Below are 11,018 nucleotides of genomic sequence, written 5' to 3'. Positions count from 1 at the left end.
ACGCTCGAGCTCGGCGTCCACCAGAGCCGACTCGGCCACGGTGCGCGCAGGTGCCGGTGCGGTCTCCTCCGCGGTTCGCAACGCGTGCCGTGCGCCGGAATTCTGGGGCTTCGCCGACGGCCGCTCCAGTAGTTGCTCGAGCTCTGCAACCTCACGATCGGCTACCGGGTCCTTTGCCGGCGGCGCGACGAAGGGCACGATCGGCTCGAACTCGATCTTCTCCGACGACGTCGCCGCAGTCGCATTCTTGGACGGAATGAGCAGCGCTACGATCACCGTGCCGACGCCGAACACGACGGCGGCAACAACACTCGTGTGCACCACTGCGTCACCGAACGCCGCGACGGCATTGGCCTCCAGATTGTCGGCGAACCCACTGAGAAATGCGTTCTGGTCACGGATGACGTCGGAGACGATCACCGCACCGGCCAACGAATCCTGCGATGCCGCAAGCCCTTCCGCCGCCTGCCCGGTGTACTGGCCGTTCGGTTGCTTGCCGGGGAAGGTCTGCAGGAATCCTTCGATGCCCTGGCGGTAGGACGCGGCGAGCACCGATCCGAGCACAGCGATACCGAGCGATCCGCCGAGTTCGAGGGCGGTGTCGTTGAGGCCGCCGCCCACTCCGAGCTTGCTGTCCGGGAACTCGCCCATGATGGAGTCGGTGCAGGGCGAGACGGACAGTCCGATTGCCAGACCGAGCAGCGTCAGCACCGGAAGAAAGTCGGAATACGTTGCCGTCGAATCGATCCCGATGAGCGAGACGACCGACAGCGTTCCCACGATCATGCCTGCGGTGACGGTGACGCGCGGTCCCAGCTTCGGCGTGAGCCACATCGTGATTCCGGATCCGACGAAGACCGCACCGGCCAACGGCAAAAGGTGAACGCCGGTGGACACCGGACCGTAGCCGAGAGCGAACTGCAGATACTGGGCGACGAAGTAGATGGCGCCGAAGGTGACGAGGAAGAAGATCAGCACCGCGAGGGTGGCCCCGCTGAGGATGCGGGAAGAGAACATCCGGACGTCGAGCAACGGATTGGGATGCCGCAGTTCCCATCCCACGAAGCCGAGGACCGACAGCAACCCGACGAGCGCGAAGTACAGCGGCCCGACCGTCCAGCCGAAGTGCATCCCCTCGATGATGGCGTACACGATGGTCGACACGGCCAGCACCGACAGCAGTCCACCGATCCAGTCGATCGCACCCGGGTCGACGGCCCGTGACGGCGGGACCAGCACGACGGCACCGACGATGGCGGCCAGCGCGATCGGAACATTGATCAGGAACGTCGAGTGCCAGGTGAAGCTCTCGAGAAGCCAGCCCGCCAACAGCGGCCCGGCCGCGATCGCGAGTCCCGAGGTTGCCGCCCACACGGTGACAGCGGTGGCGCGCTCCCGCTTGGGGAAGGTGGCGACCAACAGCGACAGTGTGGCGGGCATGACGATGGCTGCGGCGACACCCATGACGATGCGGGCCAGGATCACCCCGAGGGTGGCATCGGTGAGTGCCCCGGCCACAGATCCGGCGACGAAGATGATCAGGCCGAGAATCAGAGCGCCGCGGCGGCTGTAGCGATCTCCGATCACCCCGCACAGCAACATCAACGACGCGTAGGGGACGGTGTAGCCGTCGATCACCCATTGCAGGTCGCTGCTCGTCAGACTCAGATCGAGTGTCATCGACGGTGCGGCGACCAACAGGGACGTATTGGCCATGACCACGATCAGCAGGCTCAGGCACAACACCACCAGCGCCGACCAGCGTCGTGGGTACGGTTTGTGCATATCTTGGACAGGCGTCATCGCAAGCAGTGTCATCGTGTGTTCCCCCCCGTTGGCAAAGTGCGAGACACACCTTGCACAGTGCTGTGCAGCTTAGGAAGCGTCGACTAGGCTCGGCAATCTTTTGTGGCGGCAACCACACTCCCCGCCCGCGATCGTGCTAGATGTTGTCCTGTGCGTAAGACGACGGAGTCGAGTTCGATTGCACGGGACGCAGCTGCGCCGCCCGTGCAACGACGTGACGCCCGATCCAATCGAGCGCGAATTCTGCACGTTGCACAGGGGGTACTGGCGGACAATCCCGATGCGACGATCAACGACGTCGCCGCCGCTGCGGGAGTGGTCCGGCGAACCGTGTACGCCCACTTCGCCTCTCGCGAAGCGTTGATCGACGGTATCGCCGTTGAAGCAGCGGAACGAATTTCGGCTGCGCTCAACCGCGTTCCTGCCGCAGACGAATCGGCGGTGACGGTGTTCGTTCGGCAGACACTGGCCCTGGCACGCGTCGGAGATCAGTACCGGCTGTTACTCGCGGTCGCACGGTCCGATCTGGGACACAACAGCATTCACGATCTACTGACTCCGATGCGCGAGTCGGCCGCCGCGGTCATCCGACGGGGACAGCGCGAGGGTGTGTTCTCCTCGTACCTCGCCGCCGAAGTGCTGATTCTCAATATCGAGGCCATTGCGCTGTCGATCCTCGACGCCACCAACGCCGGATTGATCGGCGATCCGGCCGGAGCGGCGACGACGTCGAGCCTGGTGCTGCTGGGAATCGCGCCGGACGACGCGGAACGCATAGTCGCAGATGTTCGGTCGTCCGCCCGCGCCCGCTGAGAGCAGTACCGACCCCACGCACGACGAAGGCCCCGTCGCAGTGTGTTGTGCGAACGGGGCCTTCGGCCGAAAACGGGTGGATCTAGGGAGCCGGGACGAATCCTGCGCCGAGTCCGTTGCCCTGATCGACGTGGCGGAGTATCGCGTCGAAGTTGGTGCCGACCTCGGGTCCGAAGCACGCCACGCCGAGGTAGGCATTGACCATGCCGACGAGGGTGTTGCCGACGACGACCGGGCTGCCCGAGTCACCTTCGACGACACACAGCTGCGCCCAGGTCTCCTGCGACTGCAGGACGTCGCCGTACGCGAGTCCGCAGGTGTTGCCGGTGGTACGGCCTTCCTTGCAGACGATGTTCGGGAACGCCGTCGGCGGACCGACCTGCGAGATGGTCACGTTGCCGACGCGGTTGATCGGTGCGACCTTGTCACGCTGGAATTCGATGAGGGCGTAGTCGTATTCCGGGTTGGAGAACGCGATGCGGCCGACCTCACCGAGGGAGGTGTCGTACTCGGGGACGATGGAGGCGCCCGCTTGGCCACAGTGACCGGCGGTGAAGCCGACCAGGTTTCCGTTGCGGTCGTTACCGATCGTCGTCAGCGTGCACTCGGCCGCGCCTCCGACGATGATTCCCGAGCCGCCGCCGAGAGCAGCTGGAGTGGCCGCGGATGCGGACCCCACGCCGACGCTGGCTACGATTGCAGCCGCCCCCACGACGACGAGCATGAATTTCTTGAACATGTACTCCCTCTCAGCGGTGTCGGCAGAACCCTAGCAACAACAGGTGTACGAACACGAGCGAGTCGTTCATACGTCCTGCTCGAGGGCGGCAAGCGTCGTGCGCGCCTCCTCGAGTTGACGGCTCAGTTCTGCAACGCGTCGGGCGGCTTCCTCGCGCGCGTGGGAGATGACTGCCTCGACTGCGTCGCGTGCAGTGGGGTCGCCCAACTCCCGAACAGCGCGGCTCACCGACTCGGGGCTCACCGGTTGCGATTTGGTGGGCCGCTTCGCCCCCTGGGTGACCGTGACGGACCAATCGTTGTCGGCCCCCGCATGAATGGTGACGCTGACGCCGCCCGGTGCCTTCTTGGCTCGACGGGGAGCCGGACTCGGCGGTTGCACGGCCTTGGGGCGTTCCGCCACCGTCTTGGGCTGTGCCGGCTCCGCGTCGGGCCGAACCGCTACGGGTTTGGGCTGCACCGGCTCGGCGCTCCTTGCCGGCGTCGCCTGAGGCGGTGCCACCTTCTTCGCGGGCACGCGCTTGGCCGGCGCAGGCGGAGTTGCCGCGTTGCGAGTGATGCGCAGTTCCTCTGCCTCGTAGGGCAATTCGTCGTTGACACCCTTCGGGCTGATGGTGACCGTGGTGCCGTCGATCGACACGACCTTCGCCGACGTCCCCTCGGGCAGGCCCAGACTCGGGTTGGGTTCGCGAAGATAGACGGTGGCGCGACGCCCCTCGGCGAGCGCCGCGGCCAGAGCCGTCAGATTCTCGGGAGTCAACGAATCGTTCACGGCGCGCCCACGGGGTGGCATCGACTACCGGCCTTTCTCGAAAGTGTTTGCGAATACTGTCGCACACTTGCAGGTGAGATGCGGCCGGGGCAGCACAGGGCGCGTCGGATCGGCGTATCGAGAGGGGGTTATCTGTTAATCCAAGTAACTGTAACCACAAGTAACTGTAACCACAAGTAACTGTAACTTGGATTAACACTTAGATTTGGTTGGCCGAGAAGGCCGATGTCTCTCACAGTATACGACAGCCGGACTGCGCGCCGCGCGCACACTCGAGGTGCCATCGGCCCCGCCAGGGTACCGGCGAGTAGCCGCGCGACTCCCGGGCGAGATCGGTGTCCCGGAACCACCTCACCGAACCGCCCTCGCACACGGTTTCTGCCGCGTAGCCTGACGGCGTGCCTCCTTGCGAAGGTACGGAACAGGAGTCTCGATGTACCACCTCGACGCGGACGAACAGTCGCTCAGCGACGGTCCGCACGTGTATTTGCTCGACGCCAAATCCACCCTCGAGGTTCAGGCTCTGAATCAGTGGATCGACGCCACCACGCCGGACGGCGAACCGCGACCACCCTCGGTGGTGCTCTCCGGTGAGGCGAAAACGTCACTCTCGGACAGTGTTCGCGGCTACGCCGACGATCCGCTGCTGATCCCGCTGCGGGTGACTCTGTCCGATCGCAAGAGCGGCATTCTGCACCGAATCTTCGCGCCCCGTGGTCGGTCCAAGCCAACGCAGGTGTGGCAGCGATGGGTGGCAGGCGACGACCCGGACCACTCCGCGGTGTTGGTCGGCGAGCCCGCGACTCTCAGTGATCTGCAGGATCGGTTCGAGCGCGGCGGCGGCACGTCCCTGTCATCGTTCATTCTTCGTCAGGCCAGTCTGGCGCTGGACAAGGCCGAGCGCGGCGTCATCGGCTCCGAGTACAAGATCCCGCGATTCGTCGTCGAGGACATGACGGAACAGAAGAAGTTCCGGGACGGAATCACCGAACTCGCCGAGGAGGTCGGCCAGGATCGCGACGCCGTCGACACCCGCGTCCAGGAGATCCTCGGTGAGATGGTCGCAACCGAGACCCGCCGCGCGGTCGAGATGTGGGGAACCCTCGGGGCGTACTTCTCCCGGGCGTACAAGGTCGACGTGGACCGTGATCAGTTGCAGAAGGTACGCGAACTCAACAAGAACTATCCGCTGGTGTTCCTGCCCAACCACCGTTCCTATCTCGACCCGCTCGTACTGCGTCCTGCCCTGCTGGCCGAAGGCCTGCCGCTCAACCACGTCATGGGCGGCATCAACGTCGGCTTCTGGCCGCTGGGCCCGATCGCCAAACGCAGTGGCGTCGTGCTCATCCAGCGCAAGTTCTCCGACGCGATCTACAAGTGGACGCTGCGTCAGTACATGAGCTTCCTGCTGAGCAAGCGGTTCAACCTCGAGTGGTACATCGAGGGCGGCCGTAGCCGCACCGGGAAGCTCCGCCCGCCGCGGTTCGGCCTGCTGACCTATCTGGTGGACGCACTCGAGACCAGCGATGCGGAGGACGTGTACCTGGTTCCGACGTCCATCACCTACGACCGGCTGCACGAGGTCGGTGCGATGGCCGAGGAATCGCACGGCGCGAAGAAGCAGGCCGAGGGCATTCGGATGGCCATCGGGTACATCCGCGCGCAGGGCACGTTGCGCGGCAACGTGTACCTGAACTTCGGCGAGCCGATGTCGGTGGCGTCGATCGTCGCCGAGAACTCCGACAAGCGGGTGGCGGTGCAGAAGATCGCGCTCGGTGTATCCCATGCGATCAACGACGCGACTCCGGTGACGCCCGCGGCGCTGGTCACCATGGCCCTGCTCGGCATCGAGGATCGCGCCCTCAACGTCAACGAGATGTGGGCCATCATCGCCCCGCTCGCCCGCTACATCAAGCGCCGCAACCTGCCCACCGCGGGCGGCGTGGACATCGCCGACGTCGACGTCGTGCGCTCGGCCGTCATCGCACAGGTCAACGCCAACGTCGTCAAGCGTTTCGACGACGGTCCCGAGCCCCTGTTCTACCTGGCTCAGGACAAGCATCTGGTCGCAGCGTTCTTCCGCAACAACGCAATCCACTTCTTCGTCATGCGCGCCATCGGCGAGTTGGTCGTGCTGCCGACCAGCGGCGATTCGACGCCACTGACCCAGGAGTCGCTGTGGCAGTCGGCACTGCAGTTACGCGATCTGCTCAAGTTCGAGTTCTTCTTCGGCGACAAGAAGGACTTCGGCGAGCGGCTCGAATCCGAGGTCGATCTCATCGACCCGGACTGGCGCGCCAACATCAGCGATCCAGATTATGCTGCGCGACAACTGCAGTCGCAGGATCTGCATCTGGCGCACCGCGTGCTGCAGCCGATCTTCGAGGCGTACCAGGTGGTTGCCGATCAGCTGATGTTGCTGCCGCAGAGCGGTGAGTTCGACAAGGCGAAGTTCATCACGGAATGCCTCGGTGCAGCTCAAGCCAGACGACTTCGTCAGCAGCTCGATCACAGCGAGTCGATCTCCGGCGAATTGTTCGATACAGCATTGCAATTGGCCGAGAATCGCGATCTGGTCGATTCCACGTCCGACGGTATCGCGCGCCGCAGGCGGGACTTCGCGCTCGAGATCGACGAGTGGGCACGCAAGGTGCGTACGATCCGCGACATGGCCCACCGCATGCTGCGCGAGGTAGAACCGATCTCGGCCCCCGAGGAGAACAATTCATGACCGAGTTCGACGATCGACTGATTGCGATCGCCGCCGCTCCACCCGGCCGGGACACCGTTGCGTTCTTCGATCTGGACGGCACGCTGATCAACGGATTCTCGGCCCGTGCAGTATTTCTCGAACGACTCAAGACTCTCGACGTGACGGTCAAGGAACTGTGGGAGATATCGAGTGCCGTCGTCGAGATGCGGATGCGCAACTCCCCGGTCGACAACCTGATGGGCAAGGCCGTCCGGGGCCTGGAGGGCCGTCGGGAAGACGATCTGATGGAACAGGCAGACACGCTGTTCCGCAACGAGATCGCGCCGATGATCTACCCACAAGCCCGCATCCTTGTCGAAGCACACCGTCACGCCGGTCATCGACTGGTGATGGCCACCTCGGCCACGCCGTACCAGGCGCTGCCCGTACAGCAGGACATGATGTTCGAGACACTGCTGTGCACCACCCCGGTGGTCACCGACGGCATCCTGACCGGGGAGCTGGTCGGCGATTCGCTGTGGGGCCCACGTAAGGCCAAGGCCGCGATCGACTACGCCGAACGTGAGGGAATCGCTCTCGCCGGCTGCTTCGCCTACTCCAACGGCGGTGAGGACATTCCACTGCTCGAGGCCGTCGGCCGTCCCATCGCCCTCAACCCGGATCCCGAACTGCAGCGCTACGCCGCCAAGAAGAAGTGGCCGTCGCTCACGTTGGAGAGCCCCAAGCGCGGCACCGATCTGACCTCGGCCGTGCGCAGCACCGCAGCTCTGGGGTCGGTGCTGGCTAGCGCATCGATCGGCCTCGGCCTCGGGTTACTGACGCGCAGCAGGCGCAACGGAGCGAACATCACCAGCACCATTGCGCCGGACATCGCTCTGACCATTGCCGGAGTCAAGCTCGACGTGACCGGCACCGAGAACGCGTGGTCGGCGCGACCTGCCGTGTTCATGTTCAACCATCAGAGCACTGCCGACTCGATCATCGTCACCTCCATTCTTCGACGCGACATCACCGCGGTCGCCAAACGAGAACTCGAACGCGACCCACGATTCGCACTGCTGGGCAGAATTTTCGACGTCGCCTACGTCGATCGTGGTGATCCCTCTCAGGCGCGCGAGGCGATGCGCCCGGCCATAGAGAAATTGCACAGTGGCATTTCCGTCGCCATCGCGCCCGAGGGCACGCGGATGCCGACGTCGCGTCTCGGCCGATTCAAGAAGGGCGGCTTCCACCTGGCGATGCAGGCCGGAGTGCCCATCGTTCCCATCGTCATCCACAACGCGGGTGACGTGATGTGGAAAAAGGATTTCACCGTCCATTCCGGTACCGTCAAGGTCACCATCGGCGAGCCCATTCCCACCACGGACTGGGAGCCCGACAAGATCGACGCGTACGTGGACGATGTCCGTTCCTATTTCGACAGAACGTTGGGATATGCCTGAGAACCAGATCAACTCGGTGGTGCAAGCGGAGATCGAACGCAATCTTCTGGGGGGCACTCCGAAGTACACCCGGTCCGACATCGTCGACAGGTCGGGGTTGCCGCTCGAACGGGTGATCGCGCTGTGGATCGGCATGGGCTTTCCCATCCACACCGATACCGAGGCCGTCGTCTACACCGACGCGGACCTCGAGGCACTGAAGTTGATCACCGGGCTCACCGAGCAGAAAGTCATCAAGCCCGAGATGGAGGTGGCGATCGCACGCACTCTCGGCCAGTCGATGTCCAGACTCGCGGAATGGCAAGTGGGCGTGGTGAACTCTCACATCCTCGAGCGCATCACCAGCAGCGACGAGGACCAGAACGACATCGACACCATCCGGCACAACGCCAGGGATATCGCTGCCGAGACGGTCCCCACCCTCGAAGCGCTCCAGGCGTACACCTGGCGACGGCACTTGGCCGCGGCGGCCGGACGGTCCATCGCCGCTCCCGACGACGCCACCGACAGCCCCGTCATGGCCGTCGGCTTCGCGGACATGGTCGGCTACACCAGCCTGACGCGTCGACTCGACATCGGCGAACTGACCACGCTCCTCGAGGAGTTCGAGTCACTCGCCACCAATATCATTGCGCGCGGGCGTGGTTCGGTGATCAAGAACGTCGGCGACGAGGTGATGTTCAGCGCGCAGACTCCCGAGGACGCCGCCCACATCGCCCTCGATCTGCAGGACGCCTTCGCCGAGCAGGAAGACATGCCGGACCTGCGGGTCGGGCTGGCCTGGGGTCCGGTTCTCGCCCGTTACGGTGATCTGTACGGGTCGGTGGTCAACATCGCTGCGCGCCTGACCAGTTCGGCCAATCCGGGAACGACTCTCGTCGACACCGTCATGACCGAGGAACTGCGTCACGACTCCGAGTTCTACCTCAAATCGATTCGCTCACTACGGGTCAAGGGTTTCCACAAGCTCAAGCCCCATCGGCTCAAGCGCAACAAGCGCAGCGGTCACCGGAGCGAGGAGTAGAACTCCAGATGTTTACGCGCAGCCTCGTCCCACGTGAGGCTGTGCGCCAGCGTCAGGCCCGGTAGCGGATCCTGCGGTTCCCGCACGGCACGTTCGAGCTCGGCTGCCATGGTCTGCGCCGAGGACGCGTAGGTGACGCTGTTGCCGAACACTTCTCGCAGTACCGGGAGATCTCGCGCGACGACGGGGGTCGACGCCGCGAGTGCTTCCATGGCGGCCAGTCCGAAGCCCTCCTTGGTCGAGAAGAACGGCAGCACAGCAGCCTGTGCCACGAGGTGCGGCAGCTCGTCGTCGTCGACGGTACCGAGTATCACCGGTTCGATACCGAGTTCGCTTGCGCGGCGGTCGAATTCGGCGCGATAGTCGCGATAGTCGAACAGCGTCTCGCCGCCGGCGAAGACCAATCGCAGGTCGTGCGCACGCAGCCGGGCGAAGGCGTCGAGTAGATCCAGGCTGCCTTTGCGCGGTTCGATGCCTCCCACGGCGAGCACGTATCGGCCGAGCTTCCCGCGCCAGTGCGATCGGTCCGATTGCGCCGCTGCGGTGAACCTCTCGGCGTCAACGCCGTTGGGGATGACCGTGGGCTCGAATCCCCATCCGCGGCGAACGTCGCTCGCCACCGCCGCCGACACGCAGATGCGCGCGTACGGGGCGGTGATCGCGCGTTCGTGGCACGCGGCCAGCTCGGGCGTGGTGAACTCGTCCAGATGATGGATGGTCCTGATGCAGCGGCCGACGGCATTGGCGGAGATGCAGTCCTGCGCATGGACGATGTCGTACTCCTCCGGTGTGAACGCCTGCCGCAGAACATCTATCGACCGCAGAATTCGTTCTCCGACGTTCTCCCCTTCCCGGTGCTCGAACGGGACCATTCTGATGTCGACGGCGGGGTCCACGTCACGAAAGAACGTACTGTCGCCACCGCGGCCGAGGGACCACACCGACACGTCCTGCCCGGCGCGCGCCAGCGCCTCGGCCAGCGCCAGTGTGTGCACCACTCCGCCGCGCGGCTTGGACGAGTAGGTCGACAAACTGATCTTCACTGACCCGGTTTCTCCTGCAACAGATTCGGATACGCATCCACCCGACGCTCGGCCAAGTGATGCAGCCCCCGGCGCGCTCGGTCGACCTCGGCGTCGACATCGATCTCGTGCACCGCAAGGCCTCCTTTGGACCAGGTCCGAGCCAATACGTCGCCACCGGGGCCGACGATCTTCGCCTGCCCGAGAAAGCGCAGCGAACCCATCACTCCGGTTTGATTGGACGAGACCAGCACCACCTGATTCTCGGCCGCGCGGGCAGCGTCGTACAGATCGAACAGACGGGACTGCCGATCGTTCGGAAGAGAAGACGCTCGATCCGTGACGCTGGCAGGCCACGCAGACAGGGCCGCAATGATTCTCGCGCCGTCGAGCGCCAACGTCCGCGCCGACTCCGGGAACGTCTTGTCGTAGTCGATCAACATGCCCATCCGCCCCACCGGGGTGTCGAAAGGACTGCGGTACAACGCTGCCGCCTGTCTGACCGGAGACGGCATCCTGGGTAGTCACCGCAAGGTGCACCAGCCGCTCGGGGAGTCGCTCGCCTATGCGGCCGGTGACCACTTCGAGGCTTTCGACACCCCGGTGGGGCGGATGGGCATGTTGATCGACTACGACAAGACGTTCCCGGAGTCGGCGCGGACGTTGGCGCTCGACGGCGCGAGAATCA

9 protein-coding genes and 1 pseudogene are annotated in these 11,018 nt (G+C 64.6%); 5 read left to right on the top strand and 5 right to left on the bottom strand.

Annotated features, from left to right (window positions below; translation table 11 throughout):
• A partial coding sequence (locus CH256_RS08575; protein ID WP_094669313.1) for an MFS transporter occupies positions 1-1,818 on the bottom strand: 1,818 nt, incomplete at its 3' end.
• Positions 1,819-1,956: 138 nt separating this feature from the next.
• On the opposite strand from CH256_RS08575, the gene CH256_RS08570 reads away from it, so the two are divergent.
• The gene (locus CH256_RS08570; protein WP_179272037.1) at positions 1,957-2,619 is read left to right on the top strand and encodes a TetR/AcrR family transcriptional regulator; all 663 of its coding nucleotides are present in this window, start codon (positions 1,957-1,959) and stop codon (positions 2,617-2,619) included.
• 82 nt (positions 2,620-2,701) lie between these two features.
• Here the strand turns inward: CH256_RS08570 and CH256_RS08565 are convergent, their stop codons facing one another.
• Entirely contained in the window at positions 2,702-3,358 is a 657-nt protein-coding gene (locus CH256_RS08565; protein WP_094669311.1) for a peptidase S1 family protein, read from the bottom strand.
• A 66-nt stretch (positions 3,359-3,424) separates the two neighbouring features.
• The gene (locus tag CH256_RS08560) at positions 3,425-4,150 is read right to left on the bottom strand and encodes a DUF6319 family protein (protein ID WP_094669309.1); all 726 of its coding nucleotides are present in this window, start codon (positions 4,148-4,150) and stop codon (positions 3,425-3,427) included.
• Positions 4,151-4,562: 412 nt separating this feature from the next.
• On the opposite strand from CH256_RS08560, the gene CH256_RS08555 reads away from it, so the two are divergent.
• From CH256_RS08555 to CH256_RS08545, 3 genes are read left to right on the top strand one after another with little or no spacing between them, the layout of a single operon-like run.
• The gene (locus CH256_RS08555) at positions 4,563-6,860 is read left to right on the top strand and encodes a glycerol-3-phosphate 1-O-acyltransferase (RefSeq protein WP_094640564.1); all 2,298 of its coding nucleotides are present in this window, start codon (positions 4,563-4,565) and stop codon (positions 6,858-6,860) included.
• Positions 6,857-8,284: an HAD-IB family hydrolase gene (locus CH256_RS08550; protein ID WP_068048699.1), complete on the top strand. Its 1,428-nt coding sequence runs from the start codon at positions 6,857-6,859 to the stop codon at positions 8,282-8,284. The genes CH256_RS08555 and CH256_RS08550 overlap by 4 nt, the downstream gene beginning before the upstream one ends.
• Positions 8,277-9,308, top strand: a complete 1,032-nt coding sequence (locus CH256_RS08545) for an adenylate/guanylate cyclase domain-containing protein (RefSeq protein WP_068048696.1) — start codon at positions 8,277-8,279, stop codon at positions 9,306-9,308. Before CH256_RS08550 ends, CH256_RS08545 begins: the two co-directional genes overlap by 8 nt.
• Here the strand turns inward: CH256_RS08545 and CH256_RS08540 are convergent.
• Both CH256_RS08540 and CH256_RS08535 read right to left on the bottom strand, forming a co-directional pair.
• Positions 9,290-10,351, bottom strand: a complete 1,062-nt coding sequence (locus tag CH256_RS08540) for an MSMEG_0565 family glycosyltransferase (RefSeq protein WP_094669307.1) — start codon at positions 10,349-10,351, stop codon at positions 9,290-9,292. The genes CH256_RS08545 and CH256_RS08540 overlap by 19 nt on opposite strands.
• Positions 10,348-10,800 (bottom strand): annotated as a pseudogene (locus CH256_RS08535) (carbon-nitrogen hydrolase family protein); the annotation flags it as partial. The pseudogene CH256_RS08535 and the gene CH256_RS08540, both read right to left, overlap by 4 nt.
• On the opposite strand from CH256_RS08535, the gene CH256_RS08530 reads away from it, so the two are divergent.
• The coding region (locus CH256_RS08530) for a carbon-nitrogen hydrolase family protein (RefSeq protein WP_256989404.1) at positions 10,772-11,018 on the top strand (247 nt) is incomplete at its 3' end. The pseudogene CH256_RS08535 and the gene CH256_RS08530 sit on opposite strands and share 29 nt — an antisense overlap.

This window comes from Rhodococcus sp. 05-2254-6, from assembly GCF_002258565.1.
In the GTDB taxonomy this organism is placed as follows: Bacteria; Actinomycetota; Actinomycetes; order Mycobacteriales; family Mycobacteriaceae; genus Rhodococcoides.
Note: the sequence above shows the minus strand (reverse complement) of the source record. Positions and strands in the feature narration are given on the sequence as shown.

What these genes read in the sequence shown, in the direction of transcription:
- CH256_RS08565 (WP_094669311.1), bottom strand. Translation starts at nt 3,358, where the DNA reads ATGTTCAAGAAATTCATGCTCGTCGTCGTGGGGGCGGCTGCAATCGTA.
- CH256_RS08560 (WP_094669309.1), bottom strand. Translation starts at nt 4,150, where the DNA reads ATGCCACCCCGTGGGCGCGCCGTGAACGATTCGTTGACTCCCGAGAAT.
- CH256_RS08555 (WP_094640564.1), top strand. Translation starts at nt 4,563, where the DNA reads ATGTACCACCTCGACGCGGACGAACAGTCGCTCAGCGACGGTCCGCAC.
- CH256_RS08550 (WP_068048699.1), top strand. Translation starts at nt 6,857, where the DNA reads ATGACCGAGTTCGACGATCGACTGATTGCGATCGCCGCCGCTCCACCC.
- CH256_RS08545 (WP_068048696.1), top strand. Translation starts at nt 8,277, where the DNA reads ATGCCTGAGAACCAGATCAACTCGGTGGTGCAAGCGGAGATCGAACGC.